23 protein-coding genes and 6 pseudogenes are annotated in these 26,006 nt (G+C 58.9%); 18 read left to right on the plus strand and 11 right to left on the minus strand.

What is annotated here, in order from left to right:
* Nucleotides 1–102 precede the first annotated feature (102 nt).
* Nucleotides 103–945, minus strand: a complete 843-nt coding sequence (locus tag AC0NIL_RS29320; RefSeq protein ID WP_473574265.1) for an IclR family transcriptional regulator — start codon at nt 943–945, stop codon at nt 103–105.
* A 753-nt stretch (nt 946–1,698) separates the two neighbouring features.
* Between AC0NIL_RS29320 and AC0NIL_RS29325 the strand changes: the two genes are divergently transcribed.
* Nucleotides 1,699–2,961 (plus strand): D-amino acid dehydrogenase, encoded by a 1,263-nt coding sequence (locus AC0NIL_RS29325; protein ID WP_473574266.1) that lies wholly within the window; start codon nt 1,699–1,701, stop codon nt 2,959–2,961.
* 168 nt (nt 2,962–3,129) lie between these two features.
* Here the strand turns inward: AC0NIL_RS29325 and AC0NIL_RS29330 are convergent, their stop codons facing one another.
* On the minus strand, nt 3,130–3,717 hold the full coding sequence (locus tag AC0NIL_RS29330; RefSeq protein ID WP_473574268.1) for a GNAT family N-acetyltransferase: 588 nt from the start codon (nt 3,715–3,717) through the stop codon (nt 3,130–3,132).
* Between the two features lie 1,934 nt (nt 3,718–5,651).
* Between AC0NIL_RS29330 and AC0NIL_RS29335 the strand changes: the two genes are divergently transcribed.
* From AC0NIL_RS29335 to AC0NIL_RS29380, 10 genes and pseudogenes are all read left to right on the plus strand, one after another.
* Nucleotides 5,652–5,783: a CCE_0567 family metalloprotein gene (locus AC0NIL_RS29335; RefSeq protein ID WP_473574269.1), complete on the plus strand. Its 132-nt coding sequence runs from the start codon at nt 5,652–5,654 to the stop codon at nt 5,781–5,783.
* A 35-nt stretch (nt 5,784–5,818) separates the two neighbouring features.
* Nucleotides 5,819–6,193, plus strand: a complete 375-nt coding sequence (locus tag AC0NIL_RS29340; protein WP_473574270.1) for a hypothetical protein — start codon at nt 5,819–5,821, stop codon at nt 6,191–6,193.
* Between the two features lie 230 nt (nt 6,194–6,423).
* Nucleotides 6,424–7,557, plus strand: a complete 1,134-nt coding sequence (locus AC0NIL_RS29345; protein WP_473574272.1) for a KamA family radical SAM protein — start codon at nt 6,424–6,426, stop codon at nt 7,555–7,557.
* Nucleotides 7,558–7,759: 202 nt separating this feature from the next.
* Entirely contained in the window at nt 7,760–9,289 is a 1,530-nt protein-coding gene (locus AC0NIL_RS29350) for an AMP-binding protein (RefSeq protein ID WP_473574274.1), read from the plus strand.
* A 369-nt stretch (nt 9,290–9,658) separates the two neighbouring features.
* Nucleotides 9,659–9,745, plus strand: a pseudogene (locus AC0NIL_RS29355) (hypothetical protein); the annotation flags it as partial.
* Between the two features lie 44 nt (nt 9,746–9,789).
* Nucleotides 9,790–10,125, plus strand: coding sequence for a transposase (locus tag AC0NIL_RS29360; RefSeq protein ID WP_473574276.1), 336 nt, complete (start codon nt 9,790–9,792; stop codon nt 10,123–10,125).
* Nucleotides 10,043–10,237, plus strand: a complete 195-nt coding sequence (locus AC0NIL_RS29365; RefSeq protein ID WP_473574275.1) for a transposase — start codon at nt 10,043–10,045, stop codon at nt 10,235–10,237. The genes AC0NIL_RS29360 and AC0NIL_RS29365 overlap by 83 nt, the downstream gene beginning before the upstream one ends.
* 86 nt (nt 10,238–10,323) lie before the next feature.
* On the plus strand, nt 10,324–10,680 hold the full coding sequence (locus tag AC0NIL_RS29370; RefSeq protein ID WP_473574278.1) for a transposase: 357 nt from the start codon (nt 10,324–10,326) through the stop codon (nt 10,678–10,680).
* Complete coding sequence (locus AC0NIL_RS29375) at nt 10,670–11,104, plus strand: transposase (RefSeq protein ID WP_474048313.1); 435 nt, start codon at nt 10,670–10,672, stop codon at nt 11,102–11,104. The genes AC0NIL_RS29370 and AC0NIL_RS29375 overlap by 11 nt, the downstream gene beginning before the upstream one ends.
* A 139-nt stretch (nt 11,105–11,243) precedes the next feature.
* Nucleotides 11,244–11,495 (plus strand): annotated as a pseudogene (locus tag AC0NIL_RS29380) (IS110 family transposase); the annotation flags it as partial.
* 336 nt (nt 11,496–11,831) lie between these two features.
* Here the strand turns inward: AC0NIL_RS29380 and AC0NIL_RS29385 are convergent.
* The 5 genes and pseudogenes from AC0NIL_RS29385 to AC0NIL_RS29405 form a co-directional block, all read right to left on the minus strand.
* The gene (locus tag AC0NIL_RS29385) at nt 11,832–13,166 is read right to left on the minus strand and encodes an ISNCY-like element ISMlo5 family transposase (RefSeq protein ID WP_473574393.1); all 1,335 of its coding nucleotides are present in this window, start codon (nt 13,164–13,166) and stop codon (nt 11,832–11,834) included.
* 472 nt (nt 13,167–13,638) lie between these two features.
* Complete coding sequence (locus AC0NIL_RS29390) at nt 13,639–14,043, minus strand: hypothetical protein (RefSeq protein WP_473574376.1); 405 nt, start codon at nt 14,041–14,043, stop codon at nt 13,639–13,641.
* Nucleotides 14,044–14,220: 177 nt separating this feature from the next.
* Complete coding sequence (locus AC0NIL_RS29395) at nt 14,221–15,213, minus strand: D-alanine--D-alanine ligase family protein (RefSeq protein WP_473574374.1); 993 nt, start codon at nt 15,211–15,213, stop codon at nt 14,221–14,223.
* Between the two features lie 1,173 nt (nt 15,214–16,386).
* Nucleotides 16,387–16,914: an SET domain-containing protein-lysine N-methyltransferase gene (locus AC0NIL_RS29400; RefSeq protein WP_473574372.1), complete on the minus strand. Its 528-nt coding sequence runs from the start codon at nt 16,912–16,914 to the stop codon at nt 16,387–16,389.
* Between the two features lie 476 nt (nt 16,915–17,390).
* Nucleotides 17,391–17,492, minus strand: a pseudogene (locus AC0NIL_RS29405) (transposase domain-containing protein); the annotation flags it as partial.
* A 286-nt stretch (nt 17,493–17,778) separates the two neighbouring features.
* On the opposite strand from AC0NIL_RS29405, the pseudogene AC0NIL_RS29410 reads away from it, so the two are divergent.
* Both AC0NIL_RS29410 and AC0NIL_RS29415 read left to right on the plus strand, forming a co-directional pair.
* A pseudogene (locus AC0NIL_RS29410) lies at nt 17,779–18,384 on the plus strand (Mu transposase domain-containing protein); the annotation flags it as partial.
* Between the two features lie 67 nt (nt 18,385–18,451).
* A pseudogene (locus AC0NIL_RS29415) lies at nt 18,452–18,634 on the plus strand (ATP-binding protein); the annotation flags it as partial.
* A gap of 127 nt (nt 18,635–18,761) precedes the next feature.
* Here AC0NIL_RS29415 and AC0NIL_RS29420 read toward each other — a convergent pair.
* Nucleotides 18,762–19,016: pseudogene (locus tag AC0NIL_RS29420) on the minus strand (transposase); the annotation flags it as partial.
* An 856-nt stretch (nt 19,017–19,872) separates the two neighbouring features.
* Here AC0NIL_RS29420 and tnpA point away from each other — a divergent pair.
* Both tnpA and AC0NIL_RS29430 read left to right on the plus strand, forming a co-directional pair.
* Nucleotides 19,873–20,226, plus strand: coding sequence for an IS66-like element accessory protein TnpA (gene tnpA / locus AC0NIL_RS29425; RefSeq protein ID WP_473574370.1), 354 nt, complete (start codon nt 19,873–19,875; stop codon nt 20,224–20,226).
* Nucleotides 20,227–20,288: 62 nt separating this feature from the next.
* A complete protein-coding gene (locus AC0NIL_RS29430) occupies nt 20,289–20,378 on the plus strand; it encodes a hypothetical protein (protein ID WP_455707831.1) in 90 nt (29 codons plus the stop codon).
* 46 nt (nt 20,379–20,424) lie between these two features.
* Here AC0NIL_RS29430 and AC0NIL_RS29435 read toward each other — a convergent pair whose 3' ends face one another.
* From AC0NIL_RS29435 to AC0NIL_RS29445, 3 genes are read right to left on the minus strand one after another with little or no spacing between them, the layout of a single operon-like run.
* A complete protein-coding gene (locus tag AC0NIL_RS29435; protein ID WP_064987198.1) occupies nt 20,425–21,432 on the minus strand; it encodes a tyrosine-type recombinase/integrase in 1,008 nt (335 codons plus the stop codon).
* Entirely contained in the window at nt 21,429–22,361 is a 933-nt protein-coding gene (locus AC0NIL_RS29440; protein ID WP_473574368.1) for a tyrosine-type recombinase/integrase, read from the minus strand. The genes AC0NIL_RS29435 and AC0NIL_RS29440 overlap by 4 nt, the downstream gene beginning before the upstream one ends.
* Entirely contained in the window at nt 22,358–23,596 is a 1,239-nt protein-coding gene (locus AC0NIL_RS29445; protein ID WP_474048315.1) for a site-specific integrase, read from the minus strand. The genes AC0NIL_RS29440 and AC0NIL_RS29445 overlap by 4 nt, the downstream gene beginning before the upstream one ends.
* Nucleotides 23,597–23,820: 224 nt before the next feature.
* Here AC0NIL_RS29445 and tnpB point away from each other — a divergent pair, with 224 nt between their 5' ends.
* The 3 genes from tnpB to AC0NIL_RS29460 all read left to right on the plus strand — a co-directional run bounded on the left by tnpB (nt 23,821) and on the right by AC0NIL_RS29460 (nt 25,979).
* Complete coding sequence (tnpB, locus tag AC0NIL_RS29450; RefSeq protein ID WP_474048818.1) at nt 23,821–24,000, plus strand: IS66 family insertion sequence element accessory protein TnpB; 180 nt, start codon at nt 23,821–23,823, stop codon at nt 23,998–24,000.
* 66 nt (nt 24,001–24,066) lie between these two features.
* Nucleotides 24,067–25,743, plus strand: a complete 1,677-nt coding sequence (gene tnpC, locus AC0NIL_RS29455) for an IS66 family transposase (RefSeq protein WP_473573950.1) — start codon at nt 24,067–24,069, stop codon at nt 25,741–25,743.
* Nucleotides 25,695–25,979 carry a hypothetical protein gene (locus tag AC0NIL_RS29460; RefSeq protein ID WP_473573949.1) on the plus strand — a complete coding sequence of 95 codons (285 nt, stop codon included), beginning with the start codon at nt 25,695–25,697 and terminating at the stop codon, nt 25,977–25,979. Before tnpC ends, AC0NIL_RS29460 begins: the two co-directional genes overlap by 49 nt.
* Nucleotides 25,980–26,006: the final 27 nt, after the last annotated feature.

Raw genomic sequence — 26,006 nt, forward strand, 5'->3', positions numbered from 1 at the left:
TACATACTCGCCTTGGCGCTGCGAGCTCCTGACCTGGATGGCTTCGACAGTACGCTTCCGAATGGAAGTGCCACTTCGGATGCGGTAAACTTAAATTTCAGGCTATGGTCGCCTATACTGCGAAGCGACTTTAGTCATTTGCCGCGCAATCTCAACAGTTATGGGGCTGAGCTCAGCTTCCACCTTCTCAACCGTCCATTTTGCAGCAGAAGCTGCAATGTTAACAGCGGCTACCACTTCGTTGTCATACCCAAAGACTGGCGCAGCCGTTGAAATATCTCCCAGCATCGCCTCCTGATTGGCTATGGCGAATCCCTTTTCGCGTACTTTTTCCAATTCTTCGACAAGCTGTTGTCGATCGGTCACAGTATGCGGAGTGATTGCCGAAAACCTCGATATTTTTAAGATCTGGTCTATCGCTGTGGCGTTGAGGTTCGCTAAGATTGCACGCCCTGGAGCAGTCGCGAATGCTGGAAGACGCGTGCCGATTGTCACGTATGAGCTCATTACGCTCCTGCTAGGCACACGCGAGATGAATATGATATCAGCACCATCAAGTTCCGTGAGATTTACTGTTTCCTGCGATCGCTTGTTCGCCTCTAACAGATACGGATAGGTTGCCTCGACGATCGGATTGCTGCGCAGATAAGCATTCCCAATGTCCATAGCCCGCACCGATAGCGAATATTGCCGCGTCGTTTCGCTATGAGACAGATATCGTAGCGCCCGTAGCGTATATAGGACTCGTTGAGTTGCACTCTTGTTTAGCCCGGATGCTGCCGAGACCTCGGCAAGTGTCATCGGTCGAGGATTGGCACAGAAGGTATCTAGGACAAGCAATCCCTTTTCGATCGTTCCCAAATAGAGCCGCTCGTCAATTGTGGGCTTGTTGAATGACACTGGAGAGTTAACTCCAGTCCTGCTCTTGCCGCTGTTCTCGAGCATCGAGCCCCTCAATTTTCGCCAGGTATGCGGTTCTGCATATTGCTATTCAATGCGCCTGTAAAGCCGCTTTCCGCGGCAGAGCCCATCCTGCATGGCGGAATACGGGTCCTAGTGCACTGGTTCTGGGCTCAGTGTTGACCGCGATGTGGAGCTAGAGCGAACATCCTGTTGGACGCTTGACGCCTGGCAATGCCGGCACTCGGGCTGGCTTTGCGATCGAGCGTCAGGGCGAAGACCGTGGAAATAGCATCAGCCGTACAAGGCGCCGGAACCAAGTGTAGACTGCGTGCCAGTCATCGGAGCATAGCCATGATCACAATTCGATGTTACGTCGAAGGGAGCCTGTTATGGCTCCGAGGGAAGGTCAACGATAATCCAGGAACGCAACCGACGCACATGATCGTGGCTTCTACACGCAATGGGCGGCAACTGGATCTCGTGGCCGGCAGCACTTGACCAGTTCGTGCAAAATGGCGAGGAGAACGTCAGTTCCTCGGTCATCGGCGAAGCTGCGCGCCCTGCGGCTTTTTTACTTATCGCATGCGAAATGGCCCGGCGTACGCATTCAGATTTCCGCCTTAAGCTGGCGGACTTGGTCCGTAGGCAAGCAGCAGTGACCTCCAGACTATGCGAGCACCTTTGCAGTTGACCCGTATTATTTTCCAATGTATGATATTGGATATCGATTTTTGGTATATCGGATGGCGGCGACTCCGATGCAGCTAGCACGGGAAAACGGAGAGAAGGGCGCGGATGAAAGTTGTTGTGCTTGGTGCCGGCGTCGTTGGTAGCGCAACTGCCTATATGCTTGCGAAGGACGGTCACGACGTCACAGTGATTGACCGTTGCGATCGACCAGGAATGGAGACGAGCTTCGCAAATGGTGGTCTAATGAATCCTAGCGATGCCAGCCCTTGGAATTCGCCTGGCACATTCAAGCGCCTTGGGAAAATGCTTTTTTATAGCGACTCGCCTCTGACAATTAAACCGTCGGCGATACCTTCTATTATGGGTTGGGGCCTCAAATTTCTGGCTAACTCAACTCGTGAGCGCCACAAAAGCAACATGATCTCAAATATCAGGCTTGCGAGCCTTAGCTTGGACACACTGCGCAAAATTCGCGCAACAGGTAGGCTCAACTACGATGAGACGACAAGGGGAACAATGCGAGTGTTTCCTCGCGGTGGCCGGATGCCGGAGTTTGTGCAAATGTGCCGCGAAATGCAGGAGTGGGGCGTCCAGTTCGAAATACTCGATCAAATGCAAATTCTCGAGAAAGAACCCTGTCTTACTCCCGTTATCGACCGATACATTGGAGCTGTGTTCTTCCCCGAGGACGAGAGCGGCGACGCTCATAAGTTCACGAATGAAATAGCTCGTCTTGCGACCGAGTTGGGTGCCAAGTTTTTGATGAACACCAGTGTATTGGGAATAACCAAAGCCTCTTCGACACAGATTTCCCATATTGTGACTTCACGCGGAGAGGAACGAGCGGACGCGTTTGTTCTTTCATTTGGTAGTTACAGCCCACTCCTCGCACGTGGTCTTGGTATCAAACTACCGATCGTTCCCGTCAAAGGGTATTCTGTTACCGTATCACTAAATGGCTGGCGAGAGGGTCCCACTCGCCCCGTCATGGACGACGGTTATCACGCAATGATGGTGCCTATGGGAGATCGTCTACGCATGGGCGGGCGAGCCGAATTCGCGGGCTACAACACGCACATAGACGTCAAAGAAGGACGGCGCGTTTTGAACGATATCCTGAAAATCTTACCGGCCTTGAGTTCCCACACCGACCCAAGCGCGGCATTGCATTGGTCTGGCTTGCGCCCGATGACCCCTGGCGGTCCTCCTCTCGTTGGACCCACCCCTTACACTAACCTCTTTCTGAACACCGGACATGGCCCCCTGGGTTGGACGATGGCATGCGGCTCCGCAAAATTAATTACCGATTTCATCACGCGCGGCCGCGGGTCGTGCAATTCGGTCGATCCAGCAAACTATGCACTTTAGCTGCTGATACTTGCTCTGTCCGGCTTGGGCGTGGGCAGAAGTTGCCGCAAAACTCCCCTCAACATCCGGAGTCACAACTCACAGGCTTTATAGCGCGTCGATGTCACCAATTGTGCCGAGTTATCGAGGATCACCAGAGCACGGTAATTCGGTTTGGTCGTAGTGCTTCTAATTTCCAACTTCCGTTTCTTTATAATCCATAACATGTAAATTCTCGATTTTTACAGCTGTCTCTGGAGTAACTTCAAAAATCATCCTCCTCAGGTTACCATAAAATCGGTCCTCGACATAGAAAAACCCGATCTTCTGATTTTTTCGAAGCGAACGCGTGTTTGTTGGGCGGATGACTACGGTCACTTTCTCCAGCTTTAAACGCTCGAAAGCAAATTGGAGTACTGCCCTGCCGGCCTCGACTGCGACCCCCTTTCCCGAGGCCGCAAGGTGGAGGCGGGTTGCCATTTCCACGTAATTTGGACCTTCGGGCAGGTATAGCCCGCTGCACTTCAATCCACAATAGCCAGCGAATTGTCTGGCTTGCTCTACGTTTTTGACGAACACCATCCATAAGCCAAAACGATTGTGCTGCCAATGATTGATGAACTGAAGCAGTGCAGCTTTCGACTGCTCTATCGTCGGGTAGACTCCATCCCCGATGGCATTCACGACGAATGGATCGCTATCAAGTCCATGTAGAAGAGGCTCGTCGCTGTGCGACGGCGGCCTTAGGATCAGGCGCGGCGTTTCCAGGATGTGCATGACCTTCCCTCTAAGCGGCATTTTATAATTGAGCGGAGACTATCACATCACAGAGTGCGCATTCCTTGGGTTAAATTTTTACCAAATTTCCAATAACCCTGTTTCCGGATGCTGAGGTATGAATTTGCTGAGAGGCGCGGGCGTTTCATGCTGACAATGTTACTGAAGTCCCCAAAGGGGGGTTGCATACCTCGCCTGGGCGCTAGAGGATCATGACGCCCATCGTCCAGGTCCACAGGCAAGCAGAATTCTCCCACGGGAGTTGACGGGCAACGCGGTTCAGTCGCTCTGGCGCAAGTTTGCCAGCATGTTGGCGCGGAGATTCATCCACAAGAAGCGCCTGAACATGGGCCACCTTCGCCGGGTCTATGCACGGCGCTGAACGTTTTGGGTGGCCTGAGGTGGTCGCCGTTTTGGTTCATTTAACAAGCTGGTTGGGCGCCGGCGGTGATCCGTCGTGATGGAAAGCGCCGGGGACTGCAGTAGAGGAGGATGCGCTGGTCGGGACAGGATGTCGGCAGGTGCAGGCTGAATTGGGTTTTCATCTCAGCACGACGCGGCGATCTTGATGAGGCGCAGTTGCCGTCGATCTCGCCCTGGTCGGCCACGGGCGCGTCAGGCGCTCAAGCGCCTGCGGCATGCGCACCCGACCAAGCTCTTCCTGATCTGTCGATCGTGGATGGGTGCTTGGTTATCGCGGGCTCCCGCGTCGGCCAGCAAGGCGACGACCTGTGGCCAACTCAAGCTTGCCACACGCTACACCACGGATGAAATAGATAGGCGTGCGGGGCATGGCTCGCCCGAGCTTGCTGATGCGCAAATGCCGGGCGGTACCGAGTCTGACCGACACACAGGCGGGTTGAGGCCGAAACAGCTGACCAGCTGCCGTGGGGATCGGCGGATCCGCTCTTCGAGGCGCGAGAGATCGGCGTATCTGGCGCAAAGGGACGCTGTATTCTAGGCAGCGGACCCGCTTCTGATGTGTCTTCTTTGTCGGGTCCGCGACACAGCCCTATTTACGGATGAAATAGATAGGCGTGCGGGGCATGGCTCGCCCGAGCTTGCTGATGCGCAAATGCCGGGCGGTACCGAGTCTGACCGACACACAGGCGGGTTGAGGCCGAAACAGCTGACCAGCTGCCGTGGGGATTTGAACCGGGCGATATCACGGCGGATCCGCTCTTCGAGGCGCGAGAGATCGGCGTATCTGGCGCAAAGGGACGCTGTATTCTAGGCAGCGGACCCGCTTCTGATGTGTCTTCTTTGTCGGGTCCGCGACACAGCCCTATTTAGCCAATCTGTTGTTTTGGCTGGGACTAAATAGTTGAGACGCAAACAGAAGGGTCTCTTCTTCGGTTGGACCAGCGAAGTTGGCACAAGTTTTGGGAGCCTTCGTTGGAGGGCGGGACTGCCCACCCGGCATCCGTGTCGCGCGTGCATCGCGATTCGATGGGACGAAGGAAGGAAGGCTGCATGCCGCGTCTGCGTCAGATCGCCATCGATGGGAAGGGAGGCATCGGCAAATCCGCCCTCTCCCCGGATTGGCTCGCCGCCCCTGGCTTCAGGCGCAACACCTTTGTCGTTGCCCGCGACCCCCAGGCTGACCCCACCCGCCTGAATCCGACAGGAAGGGGCAGATTACCGTCCTGCCTCTCGCCGCGCGGAATAGCACGGAACGGTCGCTTTCGGTCAATTCATGGTCGCAGCGCCACAACTGCTACATCGACGTGCGCCAGTTGGGCCTCGAAATGCTTCGGAAGCCGCCGAGTCTGGCACGAAACTGGTCTACGACGCGCTCGCAGCCGTCGCCGCTTATTGGATGTGCCGCTGCCCTGTTGGAACAGGTTTTCCAGAAACGGAACATGTCAACCCCCTGAAGAACTTCGAAAGACGGCCCGCAAGCTCAGTCGCGTGCTGGGGTTGCGAAGGCGAAATTGCATAACCTTGCCGAGGACATCCCGGCCGGCCGGACCGAGATCAATGCGGTGGCCGAGAGAACATTTGATGCTCTTGCCAAGCTGGACGCGGCAAAGCGAGAACTCGCAAGTTTGGAAAACGCTCGATGACGATCCCTCTTTCCACCCACGACGGCTCCAGGTGAGTGCAGGAACATCTGACCGATATCAACGGCCCCACGTTGCGGACAGGGCAGCGTCCCATCTTGTTGTCATCGACGATTGTCGCAGCAGCCCGGAAAATGCAGCCCCACCGAGAGATGGCTATTCGCAATGATTACCTCCATCGCGGAATTCAGGTGTGTTTGGTGGCCGTCTGCTACGGCGTCAACAAGTGTTCCCCGGGGTTTGCTGCTCAACGACTCGAGATCGATGTCCGCGGCGACAATGTCTGGTATATCTTCATCTGGTATATCTCCATCGAGGGCATTGCTCGGTTCGAAAGTATCACAAGAAAAAGCACTGCAAGCCATCCAGTCGATCGTATTCTGCTCAGGCGCGGCACCCTATCTCCATGTTGACGATCAGTATCGCTGACATGGGCAGACTTTCTTCTCAAAATGGGAAGCATCCTGTTATTTCCTACTGGCATCGTGTTGCAAACTGCGACGCTTCATCCTTTCGCGAGCGCCCGCTGACTTTAATAAGCCTTGTGAGTCGAGGAGGTCCTGAGATTTCTTCCTGGCCGATCGGGCGTCGCAATCCCAAATAACTGCCCGCAGAAAAATAGTTGAATCGGAGACCTGGTACGATGACCACAACAGCCGCAGTAGACACACGAACCAGCGACTGGGATGACTGGCGTTGGCAACTTGCTAACAGCGTGACCACATTCGAAGCGCTGAAGGACTGGATAAACATAACACCCGATGAAGAAGAAGCTTTCCACAAGGTGGGTGAGCGGTATGTTTTCCGGGTAACGCCGTACTATCTCTCGCTAATGGATAAGAACGATCCGAACGATCCGGTTCGCTTGCAGGCTATTCCTAACATCAAGGAGCTAGATGACGTCTTCCATATTGATCAGCTTCCCTCATTCCACCAATCAGGCGTTGATTCCGAAAACCCTCTCTGGAAGGAGGGAAAGACCGACGTGAGTTGCATCGTCCACAGATATCCGGATCGCGCACTTTTCCATATCACTAATCTGTGTGCGAACTATTGCAGACACTGCTCACGCAAAGTTCACACGGGCCAGGGCTCAATTGTCAGCGATCGAGATCTGATCGACAAGGGCATAGCGTATATTGCCGAGCGACCGGAGATTCGGGACGTACTGTTAAGCGGAGGTGATCCGCTGACGATGGGCGACAACAAGATTGAGTACGTACTGTCACGCCTCCGGCAACTTCAGCACGTTCAAATCATTCGGATCGGCACGCGAACGCCTGTGACCATGCCACAGCGGATCACACCCGAATTCTGCCTAATGATAAGAAAGTATCATCCCATCTGGATCAATACTCACTTTAATCATCCCAATGAGATCACGCCTGCAGCGAAAATTGCTATCGAGCGGTTGCTTGAAGCAGGTGTTCCGGTGGGCAATCAGTCCGTGCTGTTGAAAAACATCAACGACTCGGTCGAGGTTATGAAAGACTTGGTCCGCAAACTCGTTATGGCACGTGTACGACCGTATTATTTGTATCACGCCGATTTGGTGCGAGGCGCTGAGCACTTCAGAACGTCAATTGATACTGGGATGCACATTATGGAGAATTTGCGTGGCCACACCACCGGCTTTGCCGTGCCTCAATATGTAATCTGCACGCCGCTCGGCAAAACACCACTCAATCCGAACTACCTGATAGGATCTGGCCCAGGGTATATTGTCATACGAAACTACGAGTGGAGAATTTGGAAAGACCCAAATATATCTTCCTAATAAGTATCTGAAATATATCTTCACAGCTGCTTTGTCACCTGATATAAACCCGTGCAATTCATATCGAATTTGCAATAGTAAATTTCGTCTGTTCTAGCATGTTAGTTATTCCATTTTCGAATATGGTCTCCGTTGCGCAACATTCATCTTCACTACAAGCTCGCTACGCGCGCGGGCGAAAAGAGAAAGATCGAGAGATTTTATGACACCCACCGAGCCCAGCCTGACAGAGCTCCTGCGCCAGAAGGCCGCCAGTGACCCTTGCGGCCTCTTCGCCATTTTCAACGGAGCGCCGATCACCTTTGCAACCCTTGAGGACCGGGCCAACTCGATGGCCGCCGAGCTTGTGTCACGAGGTCTCAAGAACGGCAAGCGCGTTGCGGTCATGATGCGGAACAGCCCGGAGTTTATGGCTGTCGTGTTCGGCCTCGCCAAAGCCGGCGTTGTTTGGGTGCCCATTAACGCGAAGCAGCGCCGTCAAGGTCTCCGCTACATTCTTGAACACGCATGCCCTTCCCTTGTGATAGCGGATGACGACCTTGCAGACCTCATTTTGGAATCAGGCGCCTCAATTCGGACTGGTCAGGTCGTGGTACATGGCGAGCGTCATTCCTATGCACGCCTTTCCGATTTGCTGAGCACTCGAAGGGGTTTCTGCGGGCAGGCTCCCGCCCCTGAGGCGCCATTCGCGATTATGTACACATCCGGTACGACTGGCTGGCCAAAGGGTGTCATCGTCTCCCATGGCATGATGCGGTTGGCAGGGGAGGGGGTTGGCTTCGTTTCCGCAGCTGGACGGGGCGACATTATGCTGGTCTGGGAGCCTCTCTACCACATCGGAGGCGCACAGCTGTTAGCTTTGCCGATGACGCTTGGAGTCACCCTTGCTATTGTGGATGGCTTCAGCGCGAGCCGCTTCTGGGATCAGGCCCGCGAATACCGAGCAACACACATACACTACCTTGGTGGAATACTGCAGATGCTTCTGAAGCAGCCCACTTCGACCCGTGATCGCGAGCATTGTGTCCGCATCGCCTGGGGCGGGGGTTGCCCAGCCGAGATCTGGACCGAGTTCCAGGAGCGATTCGGCGTCGAGATCAGGGAATGCTACGGCATGACCGAAGCGTCGAGCATAACCACCTTCAATGATAGCGGCGTAGCGGGCTCAGTCGGCAAGCCGGTGCCATGGCAGGCGGTTGAATTGTTAGATCAGGATGGCGCACCGGTTCCGCAAGGTGATCGTGGTGAGATCGTCGTACGGACAAAGATGCCTAACGGAATTTTCCGGGGCTATTTGGATGATCCTGAGACCACGGTCAAGGCTCTGCGCCAAGGGGCATTGCATACGGGCGACCTCGGCTCCTTTGATACTATGGGTAACCTCTTCTTCCACGGGCGCATGACCGACAGCGTACGCTGCCGCGGCGAAAACGTCTCTGCCTGGGAGGTGGAGCATGTCGTCGCCCACCATCCTACAATTGAGGAATGCGCAATGATCGGAGTTGCGGCCGACATCGGTGAGCAGGACATAAAGCTATTCGTAAAGCCACGGAACCGCAATCAGATCGATGTCGCCGACTTGTCGAACTGGCTCACCAGTCGACTGGCCCCATATCAGAGACCCCGCTACATCGTCATTGTCGACGATTTCGAGCGGACGCCAAGCCAGCGCATCATGAAACACAAACTTTCGCGCGCCCTCGATGACTGCTGGGATCGTCTCGCTGAGTGAAATGCTAAACTCTGGTGCGGATTCCGACGAAGCCGGCCATGCACTCGAATCTGAAGCGGACACTTTATGGTCTGCTATTCGGTGGTTTTCGACCGTGTATTGGGTTCAGACGAAGATAAAGTATGCGAAGAACCCGGTGGTGGCATGGAGCGCGTTGTAGCCTCTCCCTGACCTGATTTGTAGACGGCTTCCGCTCCCGGCATCGCAATCTGCCAAAGTGTGGCTGTCGAAAGTCACATGAGGGAGAACCGTCGCTTAAAGAAGATTGCCACAATTGGTCTGGATACGACAAGCCACGGGGGTCAATAACGCTGATGCTGTCGTTGTCCGTCGCAAGCTTCGCCGCGATGACGTCGCCGGTCCAAATCATTGCCGCCGTTCCCAGTTGGAATCGCGACGGGGCACCACTGGGCTTGGGTTACTACGCGAACTCTTGTCAGCCGGGTCGGCAAGCTAGAGCTGCGGGTTCCGCAAGACCGGGCGGCCGCTTCTCTACCGAGCTGTTCGAGCGCTGCCAGCGTTCGGAGCGAACCCGGGTCGTATGCTTGCGAGATCTATGTGCAAGGGGTCTTGACCCGGAAGGTCAAGACGATCACCGAAGAGCGTGCGGCCATGCCTTCTCGGCCTCGTCGATCTCGGTCATCAACAAGCGCCTGGACGAGAGCCTGAAGGCGCTTGGCGAACGCGCGCAGGAAGAACCGTTGCCTAACTCACCCTCCCGTCACGAGAAGGTGCGCGAAGCCGGAACTGCCGTTGAGCCAGGCGGTGCTGATCGCGGTCGGCATCAACTTGGACGGAAGGCGCCAGATCCTGGCCGTGGGGATGGCCAATCGTGAGAGCCGCTTGGCCTGGAACGACCTTCTCGTCGCCTTGAAACGACGCGGCCTCAGGGGTATCGAACTGGTCGTGTCCGAAGACCATGCCGGCCTCGTGGCGGCGATTGGGTGATCCCGAAGGCGGCCTGCTATGTGCATTTGCTCAGGAACGCGCTCGACCACCTGCCGAGAAAGCATGACGACGATTGCCTGCAGTAACTGCGCTGGCTCTATGACCGGCGCGATCTAGCCGAGGCCAAGGCCGATCTCGCCGCATGGCTTTCCAATTGGTCCGCCCGCCAACCGCGGCTGACGATCTGGGCAGGAGATGCCATCGGCAGCACGCTGACCTTCTTGCGCCTGCCACGCCAGCACCGCAAGCACCTGAAGTCCACGGATGACATCGACAAGCGTGATTTCGGCTCTCCTGTGCGTTTCTTTGTTCGGCTTCAGGTGAGCTGTTTTTTCGCCCCCGCCTACAGGATTTCCCGTGCGAGCGTGTCGAGACGCAGTCAAGGCTGGCCGGTGCGATTGGCGGCCGGCTGCGAGGTCTCCAGGCCACGCCTTGACGGATGACATCGACAAGCGTGATTTCGGCTCTCCTGTGCGTTTCTTTGTTCGGCTTCAGGTGAGCTGTTTTTTCGCCCCCGCCTGCCCGCACTTGGCGTGCTCCCGGTGCCCCTGTCCCGGATGGTCGCACCATACGCCGAAAATCGATCATCTCCAGCGGGGATCGGATGGCACCGTCATGATCATACCGGTTACCAACATGCTGGAGCGGCTCCACGAGGAAATCCGCCGCCACACCTGTGTTGTGCGCCACTTCCCAAATTCCCAGAGCTGCCTTCGCCTCGTCCGGGCGCTCGCCGTCGAGACCAATGAAAACTGGATGGAGGCAAACCGCTACATCAAAATGGACGATCTACGAGAGCACAAGAAACTCGCTTTGCGCCAAGCCGCACGACCGACCACCATGGCCGCCCTTTTTTGCAGAACTTGACGCACACAACCGCGGCGGGCCGCTTTCGGCCGGGGTGAGCAGTCGAGAGGATGCCGGTGTGATGACGGGCGGTCAAGGCGGGACAAACCCGCTCAGTGGGTGTCGCGTAAAGCGCGTAGATCTCTCTGGGATTCGGGGCGAGCGCCTGTTCGGTATCAGCAAACGCGGCGATCGCTACCTGCGCACATTGATGATCCATGGCGCTCGCGCTGCGCTTGGTAAAGCAGCCGGCAAGCAAGATCCCCGAAGTCTCTGGCTCGGTAAGCTGCGGCAAAGGCGGCATCCCAATGTCGCGGCTGTCGCGCTCGCCAACAAGAATGCGAGGATCGTGTGGGCCATGCTCTCGGGCAGCACATTCTACGAGCCCGCACCCTCGGTAGAAGCAGCTTGAGGCGAAGCGGCAAACGAAGGAATAACAGAAGGAGGTCTCACCCTGGCAATTGCAGCAAAATGGTAGGAGATGGTGAAACGGTCATTCCGTCGCTTCCCGAACCTGGTGTGTGGACCGGCTTGGCTTCGGCCAATGTCTAGCTAGTGCGCGTCCATAAACGGCTGTTTTCCCGGAGTTTTCAGCGGTCTTTGGCCTGCTGAAGCGATGTTTTTGGGGACGCGTGATGGTACAAGTGCATGGAGGTTGCGGCCGGGGGTCGATCTGGCGGCAATGGGGTCATAGGGGTATCGGCCGGCGCTCGCCGGCGTGCTCCTGAACGCAGCCCGATGACTGGGGTCAGGTCGATCTGAGGCGGGTGAAGAGGGCGAGATTGTAAGCGACCACCGAGGACCAGACGTAAGCCTTGAAGTGGTTGAGCCCGCGCCAGGTGCAGCGGGCCAAGCCATAGGCGCGCTTCAGGCAGGAGATGCTGGCCTCGATACCAGCGCGGAAGTTGCGCAGCTTGCGATAGACCCAGCGGCTGCTGACCATGTCTTCGATCCTGAGGGCGCTCTTCTTGTGGAACGCCATATCGCGCACGCCCCACGCCTTGGCTTGGCGCAGATTGGCGCGGCTGGCATAGCCGCCGTCGGCCGCCGCCTGACGCGGCGGCTCGCCGTAAAACGCGATGTGGCGCTCCAGCATTAGCAGCAGACGCTCGCTGTCGGCTGGGTTGCCCGCTTCGATGACGAGATCGAGGATCAGTCCGCTGCGACCGGTGGTCAGATTGATCTTGTGACCATAATCGACGTCGCGGCTGCCCTTGACGATGATATCGGCATGCGGCTCGAACAGGCTCACCAGCTTCTCGCCGGCCGGGACCGGCTCGCCTGCCAGGACCCGCCGTTCGGTCTGGGCGATGATCCGCTCGATCAGCGGCCGGTAATGGCGGACTTGGGCCTGCCACAGTTCAATGGCCGGGCTCGCCGTCAGGGTCAGCTGCTCAGCCGCCTGATGGAGATAGCCCAAGGTGGTGCGTGTGATCCTGAGCAGCTCGCGGTAGTGCTTCACCCGTTTCGGGCGGCCGCGGGTATATTCGATCGACCGGGACCGCTTCTTCGCCGCGCGGCAGTGATCGTGCCATGGGATGGCGCTGCCCAGTGCATCCGCGTGCTGCAACAGCCGCACCATCACCCGCACAGCGTCCCATAACAGGCTGCTGTCGCTCGGCTCGTGGACGAGTGCGGCGGTGACGGTGCTGTCCACGCGCACGACCTTGCCGCCTTCCAGCTTCTCTCGCCTGGCGCTTGCCAGCAGTACTTTGTTGATTTCTTCCCAGGTCGGCGCCTGGATCGCGCTGATCGTCTTGTGCAGGACTGATTTCTTTGGGCTCCACCCCCATGGCAGCCGGGCAAAAGCCCGGAACGAGGCGGAATCCTCCAAGTGAAAGGCCAGTTCCTGATAGCTTAGTTGGCGGTGCTGCTTGAGCAGCGCGCAGCGCAGCACAGCCTCCGCCGGCAGGCCCTCGCGGCCGGTCTCCTTGAGATCGTGCCGGCGCAGGTCCCGCGTCACCAGGCTCAGAAGCTCGCGATGCTCGTCCAGCCATTGCGACATGGCTTTCAATTCACAGCCGATCTCGTGTCCGGCGAAAAGATCAAATACACTGGATTGGACGGTGCGTTCTTGGCGCATTGTCGGCCCCGGCGGTGGCAGAAACGCTTTGGAATCAGTGGCTTGATCTCGAAGTGTATCTGAACCCGCCGGGCCTTGCCTACCCAAAATCAGGATTCATTCAATAATATCAGCAGCTTGCCGTTTATGGACGCGCACTAGCTAGGGGCCGATGAGGTGGAAGCGCGCGAAAATCCATCGGGGCTCGCGGCGAAGACGTTGTCCAGCCGCATTAGGAAGCCGGATATACGTCAGCAGTTGTGACCAACGATCCTGATCCAGCCGACCTGTTGCAATCGGGCGGGGCCATATACGTCCACACATGCGACTGAACTTCATCCAGTGGCGATTAGACTCAGCCGTTTCTGCTCCGATACTTTCTTTGGACCGCTGGAAGGTAGGGTTCCCGGGCGTTCACGATAAGCGGGCTGGCTTGAGCAACAGATCGGGAACTTGTGCCCGATGGCACAATGCCGGCGCACATCGTTCTCCTTCAGCAGGCAAGCATTGCCAGCTCGGACTGCACGACCTCCAAACGAATGGTCCCACCAGCTTGTCGGGCGATTCCATCTACGCTGTTCTCGATCAGTTCGACGAGGGTATCGAGAACACCACAGGGTTTTCGCCTCTCCCGGCCGCGGTCAAATTTCCCCAGCAGCAGCAAGGCGCAATTTTTGTCGGGTCGGACGCAGAAAACCAAAGCGCCGCCGTCCTCGACTCCCTGGACCAGGAATGCGTCGTTGGAGGCGATGCCGGAAAGCAACTCATACCGCTCGATCAGTCTTGTTCGAATTGTCACATACTCCTCAGGAGTTTCCATGACGCCAGCAAGGGACAGATACGGCAACTTTGTCGAGCTCTGCAGCCACACCTCAGTTCCGTCCGCTTTAAGAAACATCGTGATCTCTATTTAAGGAGTCATGCCGGCGATATGCCTTGACCGCTGTCAGATCTTCTTGCGGCCACCGATCGAGAGGGGATCTTTGCTGTCACAAGGCTCCAGTGGAACCTCTGTTCGCGATCCAATGGAATTCGTGCCGGCGGCTTTCCGGAACCCGAGTTCGACGTGCTCAGCCTAGGTGAGCCCGATGCCGAAGTACCGCGTGTGAGCGACGTCGAGGATACGATTGACCAAGCTCGCGTAGCTGTGTCCGGCAGTCATCGCGGCTCGCACATACGACGAGCTCATTTTGAGCCCCGGATTGGAATTGATCTCCAGGACAAAGGGCTGGCCGGCACGGTCGATCCGGAGGTCGACGCGGGCATAGTCCCGGCACCGGCAGGCACGGAAGGTCGCAACTGAAATATCCCTCAGCACCGTCGCCAGGCTGCTCCCAATTTGCGCCGGGCAAATCTGCGGCGGCATCTCCGCCGCCACATACTTCGCTTCCCAAGTCATAAGACGCGTGTCGCGGTCGCCGAAGTCGTGCTCCACGGGCGGAAACACCTCTAACTCTCCGTTTCCCAGGAGCGCGACGGCGACTTCTCGCCCGTCGATGTATTCTTCCACTAGCGCATCCTGCGCATATTGCGTGACGATCTCTTCCACGGCCTGCCTCAACTGAGCGGGTTCATGTACCAGCTGCAATCCGAAACTACTGTGTTCCCGACAGGGCTTCACCACCACTGGGAATCGCAGGTCGCCGATGTTTTCGGTGCCGCGACACAGCACGCGAAAGTTGGGCGTCGGCACCTGATCGCGCATGAGGGCCTTGGCGACGACCTTGTCGATTGACAGCCCATACCCGAGTGCGCTCGCTCCAGTATACGGTACGCCTGCCATCTCCAGCATGGCAGGAACGTGAATGAAAGGGCACTCGCCCTGAATTCCGTTCGCCCGGTTGAAGACCATTCCGGAAGGGCGGGCTTGTGCGTCTGGGGGCATGAATTGCTCTAGCTTAGCGAGAAGTCCTTTATCGCCTTCATACAGCAGCGTCTCGTGGCCGCTCTCTTGCAATGCCGCCAGCACGCTCTCGGTCTCCTCACGATTGCTGAACTCCTGACTGCGCTGACCAAACCGGTTGATCACGCCCGTATGGTCATGATTCCAGACGACTGCTACCCGCATGAGCTACTCCTTGGAATTTGCCCGTTGTCAGTTCATAGGCTCGGAATCAATCGACTGGTTCATGGGAGCGGACGGGCTAGACCGCGCCTGCACCGTGTCCAATGCAATCGGCGTGCCGCCGAAGAGGTTGTGGAGCAAGAGGAGAAAAACGGTGTTTTCGCACGGCGCAACGGGATACTTGTGCCTCAGCGTGTCGGGTTCCAGACGTAAAGACGTCAACCAGACAAGGCTGAACACGGCCACATGGAGACTGAATGACGACGGCGCCTCTCGTGCCAACTCGAATGTTCGCTCGAGAATCATTCCTAAGCGCATAGGTCGCCTGAATAGTTCTTGGATGTTGAGCCATTGCTTCATCTGATTGCTACCGCCGTGAACGCCAGGAGCAAATCAGACTGAGGGCAAGCCGCGATGCGCCTTACGAAAGGACCGCAGGCGGGCCGTCGGCCGCGGCCGGAGTGGCGCTGTATCACGTTGCGTCGGTGATGCGCTGACGGAACTGTGGGGGGTCTCGCACCGGATGTGCGGGACACGGCTGAAAGCGTTGGCGCGCGGATTTTCCACGAGCCTGCGCAGGTTCATCCGTAGGTCATCGTTGGTCCTTTTGAAATGAGGGCGTCAACAACCAAATCCGACCGGAAAGAGCGCCGATGACCACCGTCGCGCCGCTCACTCGCTACAGCGCTGCTAACGGCGCGCTCGCGCGCGGCTTCGTTTGCCGACCAGCTACACCACCCAATGGGACACGACCCAAGCTGATGACGGCCAGGTAGTTTTCCGCCAGTTTGCCGTAGCCTGTAGATGCGACGGACGTGTTTGACCTAGCTGAAGAATCGCTCTACCAGATTACGCGCCTTGTAGAGGTGTTGGCCGAAGCAGGTCGATCGGTCCTTGCGGGTGGTCAGATCCGCCAGGGCCGCCAATTCTGCAGTTCGACATGACGACCTATCACTACAAGTCCCCGCCCGGAATCACAGCTCGGATCAAGGGAATCCGCGCGGCGCGGCTGCGCTACATGGCAAGCGCCGGGTGCACTTGTGCTCACGCGCGAAGATCCCAACATGAGGCGAATCTGTTAATTTAAAGCTTGGACCTGCAGCTCAGGAACAAGACGCCGAAACAACGCATTAGGGCGAAGCTGCCCCGCTCAAGCCCATTCGGATATCCTCGCGACTATCCAGAGTTTCGTTGGAGATAGGGCGCATAGAATCCCGCCAAGAGCAGTGGATGATCGGGAGGCAGCGTGGAAAACCCTCCGGCTGCTTGTCGGCAATTTACCGCTGCACAAAGACAAACTGGGACCGCTATGCTCTCGAACTCGGAGGTGGCATAGTCCCACGTCAGCTCGGCGCCAGGAGAGATTTCCTGAACAGCGATAAAGTCGTACGCTCGGAACCGGTTCGGCACGATCGCTAGATTGGGATCACAGGAATGGTTTACAAAAATAGCCGGCTCCTCAAATAGAGCATGAACATTCCAATCCATCTGGATCGAGTATATCGTCCGAGCCTTTTCCAAGCGATCAACAAGTCCGATCATCACAACCTCGCCGGGCAGGAAATCCCGAGCGGCGAAAATCCCCCGCCCTTTATCGCCAGCCGTATCGTAGACAGTAACGTTGCGAGCATTGATCCGTCTTGCGCAGCCGACATCGTTATCTAAGATAGAGGCGCCATTCTCTAGTGGATTTAGCACGGTCATTTCCTTCCATGACTAGGGTCCGGAACTTAGTTAGCAAGTTATATTCTATGCACCTTTCATCGTATTCTGAAATTTTTCTTCTGGGCTGACGATCGCATCCCCTGAAAGATACCGCGTAGGCAATTATCCAAACTGGACCGGCGTTCCCTGATCATGGATGATTTTGATCCATCTTTCCCCGTTGAATGAATGCCCTCAAGATTCGTGCCAACTTAGGATTAATTCCAGGCTTGGTGCCCGCGTTTGAATGCTGCTATACATCGGGGTGTGCTTCCAGGCAATTTGCCGCAGTTGGACGGCCTACGGCTCCGAGGCGAATCCCATCCTCGGCACTTTCTTTATCACCATCGAGCGGCTATCCCCATCCGTGGAGCACAAGTCCGGTCCAAGGCCGCATCAGACCTCTCAAGGAAACGGACGGGCGTAACCGCTGTTCTCAGGCCACCGCCTTGAGCGGCATGGGTCTGTAGGCCCAAGGGCAGCGGATCGTCGATCTGGCTTTGTGGATGGCCGGCGACGATCCGGGCGATCACGTCAGCGAGGTAGGTGTGAGGCTCGACGCCGTTGAGCTTGCATGTTTATGCCGACTGCCGAACTATGCCGAGCGCCTCTTCCGATCATGGCGGTATGAAGCGCTTTGCCCGCCATTTCGACCAAGAACTGGTCGTTGACACTCGGCATAGTTCTCATGCTCAAAGCGCGTTCAGGAACTCAAGAAGCCGGTCGTTTGGTCGAAATTTTCGGCCTTTGCGCGTTCGTATGGCTTCAGCTTGGCAAGTGCGGATTCCTTCAGCTCAAGATGTGCGTGAAGATAGGTCAGCGTCGTTTGAGCCAGCCGCGAAGGGAATGTCGGCCAAAGCCGCCGAACTGTTCGAGGAGATCGAGCGGGCTGCCTTGAAGCCGCTGCCGGCAGCACCGTTCGAATACGCCGAGTGGAAGTCGGCGAAGGTGCATCCTGACTACCATTTCGAAGTTGACAAGACCTTCTACTCGGTGCCGCACCGGCTGATCGGGCGCACCGTCGAGGTGCGGCTTACTCATCGAGTGGTCGAGATCTTCCACGATCACCAGCGTGTCGCCAGCCATGTGCGTCGCTCACAGCGTTCCGGCCATATCACCGTCAACGAACACATGCCCAAGGCGCACCAGCGCTACGCCAACACCACGCCGGCCAGCCTGATCAGCCGGGCGGCCGGGATCGGTGCCGCCATTCTGGTCGAGCGCATGATGCGCGACCGGCCGCATCCGGAACCGGGATATCGCTCGGCCATGGGCATCCTGTCGCTGGCGCCGCGCTATGGGCCCGAGCGTCTCAATGCCGCCTGCGAGCGGGCGCTGCTGATCAACGCGATCGCCTACTCCTCCGTCACCGCCATCCTCAAAGCCGGCCTCGACCGAGCCAGCTCCGCAGAACCGGCAAAGCCGACATCCCAGCACGCCAACATCCGCGGCTCCACCTATTACCAGTGAAGGAAAGGAAGAAAGAATGCTGACGAACCCTACCCTCGACCAGATGCAGGACCTCGGTCTGGCCGGCATGGCTGCCGCCTGGCGCGAACTGGCCGAACGGAACAACGCCAACGAGCTCAGCCGTGACGAGTGGCTCGGCCTGATGCTCGACCGTGAGGTCGCCATACGGGCCGACAAGCGCGTCCGGAACCGGCTCGCCTCAGCCAGGCTGCGCTTTCCCGAAGCCTGCATCGAGGACATCGACTTTGCCGCGCCGCGCGGGCTCGGCCGGCGCAGCACCATGGCGCTCGCCCAGGGCGAATGGCTGAAGGCGCCAGTGTCGGCGGCGTGGTCAGCGGAAGCCGCAGCCGCACCTTGCCGGCGACCTCCAGCTCGATCACCGCTGGAGATGCCGCCGGTCGCGAAACGGCGACAGGCTCGTCGAGAGCCACGACAACTTCGGCAAAGCCCGTGTCGCGGGCTCTCACCGTGCGGCGCCACTTGTAGATCAGGCTGGTCGCGACATCGTACTGACGCGCCACCGCCGCCACTGTGGCACCGGGCGCGAATGCCCCGGCCAGTATCCGGCACTGATCCTCTTCACTCCAACGCCGCCGCCGCTCCGGCCCGGTCAATAACGTCACATGGCTCATGCTGTGCTGCTAACTTCGCTCGTAAGGACGACCTTAAGAGCGCAGCCTCGCTACCGTGCCATCTTCTCGCAAGGCGGCCTTCGCCGGAGGGTAACCTCACGCCGCCGACCCGAACCTGTGAAGATCTCAAGCCGACGGACCGGCTCCTCGTCCTTGGACTTAAGCGTAAACTCTGAAATCGTCATATGTCGAAGCCCTCAAAGGCCTCGAACATCGACCCTTACATCCACGCGCGAAAGGTGCCGCCGGGACAGCACTTACGGACGGGCCCGGGTATCTCGCGTCTGATGCCCTCGGCCATAGCATGCCGGTTACACTGGTGACCCATTCATTGAGCGCGGCCTATTCTGTTACATTTGAAATACTGATTTTGCAATAGCAAATTTTACCAGACTATTATTGTTTGCTTTTGTCAGCAAACGTTTTGGTTTGGCGACAATGTTACAGGACAGTGTCAAGCAGTCGAGCACGCAGATGATCAACAGCCTCGGCCGCGAGAGGATCGTCAGCTGCTACTCGAGTGAACCGTCGTCGTTGGTTGGCCACGAGCGTGGCAGCCGAGACGAACTGGACGCTATGCTTCTTGGATCGCCTCGTGCCACAAGCTCATTCCTTCCTAACCGTTCACCCGCTCTTTCCGAGGCGCGCAGCACTTCGATCATCCTGGAGCGCGGTCTGATGTGCGGGATAGTCGAACAACTGCTCCTGCAGCCAAGGCAGGTAGCGCATGGTCCAACTCTTCGTGCGCGCCTAGCTACAACGTACGCCTCCGGCGAAGGCCGCCTTGCGGGAACATGGCACGGTAGCGAAGCTGCGCTCTTAAGGTCGCCCTTACGAGCGTAGTTAGCAGCACAGCATGAGCCATGTGACGTTATTGACCGGACCGGAGCGTCGTCGTCGTTGGCGTGAAGAGGATCAGTACCGGATACTGGCCGCGGCATTCGCGCCCGGGGCCACGGTGACGGCGGTGGCGCGTCAGTACGATGTCGCGACCAGCCTGATCTATAAGTGGCGCCGCACGCTGAGAGCCCGCGAGACGGGCTTTGCCGAAGTTGTCGTGGTTCCCGATGCGCCTGTGGCCGCTTCGGTGCCGGCGGCGCCATCAGCGGTGATCGAGCTGGAGATCGCCGGCAAGGTGCGGCTGCGGATTCCGCTGACCACGCCGCCGACACTGGCGGCGGCGATGGTGAAGGCGCTGGGCGTTTCATGATCCCGGTTCCGAGCCAGGTGCGGATCTGGTTGGCGGTCGGCCGGACCGATATGCGTCGCGGAATGCAAGGCCTCGCTCTGCAGGTTCAGGAGACGTTGGGCCGGGATCCGCATTTATGTGTCGGGCGAGATTATGTGGCGGAGCCGCCCTGACCCCTTTCGGGCCGGCCAAACCCAGCTTGCCTCCGCCACATAATATTCAGATGGAGTTCAGCAGTTGCAGAACGGCATCGGTGGGCCGGAAGCGCGCCCCGTAATTGCCCTCGATGCCCGCCTTCTCGAGTCCATTGCGCATCATCTCGACATCCGCTGTGGCATAGCGGTGGGTCGTGGCGACCTGTGCGTGCCCGAGCCAGGCTTGGATCGTCAAAAGGTCCACGCCGGACTGAAGAAGCTTCATGGCGAGGGAGTGCCGGAAGATGTGCGGCGATATGGGCTTGTCGGCCAAGGCCGGCTTGGTAGGCACGGCCTCGGTGGCCGCACGCCGCACGATATGGGTCGCTCCGAAACGAGTCAGACGCTCGTTGCGGGCGCCGACGAATATCGGTCGCGGCTCGTGATGGGCGATCCCGCGCTCGCTCAACAAGGATGTCAGCGCCCGCGCCAGGTCCTTAGCAATGGGGACGACGCGGTCTCTGCGCCCCTTGCCGCGCAGCAGCACTTGTGGGTGCGGCCGCTCCAACTGAAGGTCGTTTGCGTTGACGCCGGTGGCTTCGGAGACCCGGGCGCCGGTCCGTGCCAAGAAGAGCAGAAAGGCTCGGTCGCGCCGACCACGGGGCGTCTTTGGATCGGGCGCCGCGATGAGGGTGTCCACTTCGGCCTTGGTGAGGTGGTACGTCACCTCAATGTGCGTCCGTTTAATGGGAATCGTCAGCACGCGTTGGGCGACGCCGAAGGACGCCGGGTCGGCGGCAGCGACGTGGTGGAAGAAAGATCGGATCGCGGCCAAGCGGGCGTTGCGCGTGGTGACGGAATTGTTCCGCTTCTCCTCGAGTTCGTCGAGAAAAGCGAGAACGAGGTCTCGATCAAGCTCTTCGAGCGCCAAGGCGGCGGGCTTCTTCCGCAATCGGGCGGCGGCAAAGAGGATCAGCATGCGCAAGGCGTCCCGATAGCTGGCCACGGTCGCGGGAGTCGCGTTCCGCTGCTTGGTCAGGCGCCGGCGGAAATACGACTCCAGGAGCGGCGCTAGGAGCAGGTCTTCGCTCATGCTGCGCCTCCATCGAGGGCGGCACGCTCAGCCGCGATGGCGAGGAGTTCCGCCGAGCCCGTGACGTAGTAGGCCGTGTCGCTGTAACTGGCGTGGCCGAGATATGTGGCGAGCAAAGGCAATAGCGCCTGAACGTCTAAGCGCTGTTGGTGCCAGAGGCTGAGGCGGGTCACGGCAAATCGGTGCCTGAGATCGTGCGGCCTTAACGGCTTACCGCGATCAAAGTCGGCGAGTTTACGGACCTCGGCAAAGCCGTTTTGCAGGCCGGTCGCCGAGAGGCGATTGCCCCGGGAACTGAGGAAGAAGCCCTGATCCTTGGGTATGGGGAAAGCGGCGTCGCGCTCACGGGCATAGCAACCAAGGGCAGCCTGGGTTGTCGTGTGAACTGGAACGAGACGATCCTTGCGGAACTTTGTCTTCCGAACGAGGAGAACCCCGTTGGTGAGATCAACGTCGGATCGATCAAGCCCGACTACTTCGCCCGATCGCAGCCCCGAACTCGCCAACAATCCGATCAGCGTCGCCATCGTCCGCCCTCGCAGAGGAATGCTAGGCGAAATGCGGGCGCATGCGTCGATGAGTGATGCCAACTCGGCCTCGCTGAGAATACGCGGAGGCGGAATCGCTCTGGATCTGGGGAAAGCCCTGCGCTCCAAGACTTCGGTTCGCGCGTCGTAGACGGCGAGATACTCGTAAAACCGGCGGAGCACGCCGTGACGAGTGACGCGGCTGTTGGCGGCACCGCTGAACGACAGCGCGAAATCCAGCGCCAACGTTCGAGTGGCGGGCCCATCGAACTGAGCGCGCTCAACGTACCTCACGAAGGCCCGCAACGTGCCGGCTTGCTTGCTGAAGGCATAGCCGAGGGAGTGGCGTAGCTCGATGTAACACTCGGCCTTCTCGCGGAGGAATCGGGCAAAGGCGGTCATGCCACGCCTCCCGGAAAGGGGAGTGCGACCTCGGCAAGTTGCGAGGTCGCGACCTTTACGTACAGCGCCGTTGTATTGATGCTGCGGTGTCCCAGGAGATCGGCGACCTCGTTGATCGGCCTTCGCTGCTTGACGAGCTGGGTGGCGAGACTGTGGCGCAGGAGATGCGCACCTGCGACCTGCCCGAGTTCAACCCCGCCATGTCGCAACCGCTTCCGCACGATCCTCGAAACAGGCGACGCGCATTTGAACGGTGCCACGGGCGGCGTGAAGGACAGGAACAGATACGGACTATCCACTTTCGGTCGAGCGCGCAGGACGTAGTCGGCGAGCGCAGCGCCAGTCTCCTCGAGCAGCGGCGCCACCCGATCCCGCTTGCCCTTGGTGCGCCGGACAGAAACCTCGCCAGCACGCCAGTCGATATCCTGCAGCTGAATGGCGCGTAGCTCACCGTTGCGAATGCCCGTGGTGGCGAGTAGCAGCAGGACGGCTCGATCGCGGATGTCGACCGGCGTCGTTGCACCGATCGCATCGATTGCCCGCCGAACGTCATCCCATGCAAGGCGCGGCGGCAAATGCGCCAAACGCCAATGAGGCGTCCTTGGGACGACGCGGTCGAGATCCTGATCATGGTGGCCAGCCCAACATAAAAACTGAAGAAATGTTCGGATGTGAGAAGTCGCTGCCGTGCGGGTGCCGGTGGTCGCCGATAGCGACAGCCGATGCTCGACAGCAGCGAGTACGTGCTCAGCCGTCAACGCCTCGAGGTCTTGACCGGGATGGTGATGGCGGAACCAATCCAGAAAGCGGCGGCCTCCCAGAAGAACGCCTTCGCGGGTCTTCAGCTCAAGTCCTCGCACCTTGCGCAAATAGTCGGAAAATGAGGTCAGAAGCGGAGTATCCGGATCATCATCTACCTTGGGAGGGGAAGAAATGAAGCGCTCCGGAGCCACTCGCCGTGCATGTCCCAGCGCCGATGCTGCCCCAATGCGTGGAGAATCCGTAGTAAACGTGCATAAATAGCTGTCGACGACATCTTGATGGATCGGCATCCGACCACAGCGCGTTGCGGCAAACTGGCTAAAGCGCGCAATCCGGCTCAGGTAAATCTTGGCGGACGCTCGCTTATAACCGAGGGTGAAAAAATGCTCCGCGAGGCGATCCATCTCGCCACCGAGTGCACCGCTACGCAGGCGCTTGAGCACCCCACAATAGGAAAAATAGAACTCGAGCATTCTGCCCCTCCGGCGTTGTGGCACAGGGGAATCCCGCGCCATGAGAGAGGCATGAAATATTATGTGGCGGAGGCAAGCTGGGTTTGGCCGGCCCGAAAGGGGTCAGGGCGGCTCCGCCACATAATCTCGCCCGACACATAAGAACGGTTATGTGGCGCGCCACATAACCGTTCGCCGGCGATCTTTATGTCTTCCGCGGCCGCAGCGGCAATCTGATCAAGATTATCTGGCATGATGGACTCGGCATGTCGCTGTATGCAAAACGGCTCGAGAAGGGCCGGTTTCTATGGCCGTCGCCGGCGGACGGCACGGTTTCCATAGCACCGGCGCAGCTCGCCTACATGCTCGACGGGATCGATTGGCGCAACCCGCGCCACACGTTCCGCCCGCAGCGCGCGGGCTGAGTTTTTCTTTGAGTTTGCGCCATTTTCCGCGAGTCAGCGGAGGCGTTTTATGATTCACTCCAGGGCATGGTTGCCACCGCCCAGGATGCTGTTCCGGACGATATCGGCGCGCTGAGAGCAGCGCTGAGCGCGGCGCTGGCCAGAGCCGAAGACGAGGCCGCGCGCGCTGCGCTGGTCGAGGCCGAACTGGCGGTCGCCAGGGCCAAGGCATCGGATGATGCGGCGCTGATCGCACATCAGGATCTGACGATCCGGAAGCTGCAGCGGGCGCTGCATGGTCAGCGTTCTGAACGCTCAGCCCGCCTGCACGACCAGATGGAGCTCACCTTCGAGGAACTCGAGAGCACGGCAACGGAAGACGAGATCGCCGCCGAACAGGCCGCGGCCCGGACCACCGAGGTGGCGCCTTATGTGCGCAAACGACCGGCGCGCCAGCCATTTCCCGAGCATCTGCCGCGCGAACGCGTGGTCGAGCCAGCGCCGACCGCTTGCCACTGCTGCGGCGGTCATCGGCTGCGCAAGCTGGCTGAGGATATCACCGAGACGCTGGAGGTGGTGCCGCGGCAATGGAAGGTGATCCAGCACGTGCGGGAGAAGTTCACCTGCCGCGACTGCGAGGCGATCAGCCAGGCTCCGGCGCCGTTCCACGCCACCCCGCGCGGCTGGGCCGGTCCCGGCCTGCTGGCGATGATCCTGTTCGAGAAGTTCGGACAGCATCAGCCGCTCAACCGCCAGGCTGAACGCTATGCCCGCGAAGGCGTGCCGCTCAGCCTGTCGACGCTCGCCGACCAGGTCGGCGCCGGCGCCGCGGCGCTGATGCCGCTGTTCAAGCGCCTCGAAGCCCATGTGCTGGCCGCTTCACGTCTGCACGGCGACGACACGACGGTGCCGGTCCTGGCCAAGGGCAAGACCGATACCGGCCGATTATGGACCTATGTGCGCGATGACCGACCGTTCGGCGGCGCCGATCCGCCGGCGGCAGTGTTCTACTATTCCCGCGATCGTCGAGGCGAACATCCCGCGGCGCATCTCGCCGGCTGGAGCGGCATTCTGCAGGCCGATGCCTTTGGCGGTTATGGCGATCTCTATGCGGCGGGTCGTCAGCCGGCGCCTGTTCTGGAAGCCAGCTGCTGGGCCCACAGCCGGCGCAAAGTGTTCGAGCTGGCCGATATCGAAGCGGCGGCGCGCAAGAAGGCGCGCGGCGACAAGCCCAACCTGGTCTATCCGCTAGCGGTTGAAGCCGTGAAGCGCATCGATGCCCTGTTCGATATCGAGCGCGCGATCAACGGCCTGTCGCCAGAACAACGCCTCGCCGTGCGCCAGGAGCGGAGCGCGCCGCTGATCACCGAGCTCGAGCGCTGGATGATTGAGACGCGCGACAAGCTCTCGCGCGGGCACGATTTGAGCAAGGCCTTCAACTACATGCTGCGCCGCTGGTCATCCTTCACCCGGTTCCTCGACGATGGGCGCATTTGCCTATCGAACAATGCCGCCGAGCGAGCCCTGCGCGGCATCGCTCTCGGCAGAAAGTCCTGGCTGTTCTGCGGTTCCGATCGCGGCGGACAGCGCGCTGCCGTTCTCTACAGCCTGATCGTCAGCGCCAAGATGAACGATATCGACCCGCAGGCCTGGCTCGCCGACGTCTTCGCCCGACTGCCCGCCTATCCGGCCCATCGGATCGATGATTTGCTGCCGTGGAATTGGATATCCGCAAAACTGCGGACCCAACCGGCGGCGGCCTGATCATGCAGCGCAATAAGGTGCATCACGTCTACACCGTCGAACGTGTCGCCACGGACCTCGGCGTCAGCGAAGCGCTCATCCAGGAACTGACCCTCGGTCTCGAGCCCGAGGACGGCGTCATCTGGGTGTACGGCGCCAACGATGACGACGGGATCTTGGCCTTCACCGATGAAGGCATCGAGGAGGTCAAACTCCTGCTCGAAGAATATCATCGCGTCTCCCCATCAAAATCTTGACCCCAGCACCACGGTGCTCAGGTGCTC

The sequence above is a fragment of the Mesorhizobium sp. WSM1343 genome (assembly GCF_055901535.1).

Bases quoted from the DNA above. Each gene is read 5' to 3' on its own strand.
- AC0NIL_RS29430 (WP_455707831.1), top strand. From the start codon at position 20,289: ATGCAAGGCCTCGCTCTGCAGGTTCAGGAGACGTTGGGCCGGGATCCG.
- tnpC (WP_473573950.1), top strand. From the start codon at position 24,067: ATGGTTGCCACCGCCCAGGATGCTGTTCCGGACGATATCGGCGCGCTG.
- tnpA (WP_473574370.1), top strand. From the start codon at position 19,873: ATGAGCCATGTGACGTTATTGACCGGACCGGAGCGTCGTCGTCGTTGG.
- AC0NIL_RS29350 (WP_473574274.1), top strand. From the start codon at position 7,760: ATGACACCCACCGAGCCCAGCCTGACAGAGCTCCTGCGCCAGAAGGCC.
- AC0NIL_RS29390 (WP_473574376.1), bottom strand. From the start codon at position 14,043: ATGTTTCTTAAAGCGGACGGAACTGAGGTGTGGCTGCAGAGCTCGACA.
- AC0NIL_RS29330 (WP_473574268.1), bottom strand. From the start codon at position 3,717: ATGCACATCCTGGAAACGCCGCGCCTGATCCTAAGGCCGCCGTCGCAC.
- AC0NIL_RS29435 (WP_064987198.1), bottom strand. From the start codon at position 21,432: ATGAGCGAAGACCTGCTCCTAGCGCCGCTCCTGGAGTCGTATTTCCGC.
- AC0NIL_RS29445 (WP_474048315.1), bottom strand. From the start codon at position 23,596: ATGCTCGAGTTCTATTTTTCCTATTGTGGGGTGCTCAAGCGCCTGCGT.
- AC0NIL_RS29385 (WP_473574393.1), bottom strand. From the start codon at position 13,166: ATGCGCCAAGAACGCACCGTCCAATCCAGTGTATTTGATCTTTTCGCC.
- AC0NIL_RS29400 (WP_473574372.1), bottom strand. From the start codon at position 16,914: ATGACCGTGCTAAATCCACTAGAGAATGGCGCCTCTATCTTAGATAAC.
- AC0NIL_RS29320 (WP_473574265.1), bottom strand. From the start codon at position 945: ATGCTCGAGAACAGCGGCAAGAGCAGGACTGGAGTTAACTCTCCAGTG.
- AC0NIL_RS29440 (WP_473574368.1), bottom strand. From the start codon at position 22,361: ATGACCGCCTTTGCCCGATTCCTCCGCGAGAAGGCCGAGTGTTACATC.
- AC0NIL_RS29325 (WP_473574266.1), top strand. From the start codon at position 1,699: ATGAAAGTTGTTGTGCTTGGTGCCGGCGTCGTTGGTAGCGCAACTGCC.
- AC0NIL_RS29345 (WP_473574272.1), top strand. From the start codon at position 6,424: ATGACCACAACAGCCGCAGTAGACACACGAACCAGCGACTGGGATGAC.
- AC0NIL_RS29395 (WP_473574374.1), bottom strand. From the start codon at position 15,213: ATGCGGGTAGCAGTCGTCTGGAATCATGACCATACGGGCGTGATCAAC.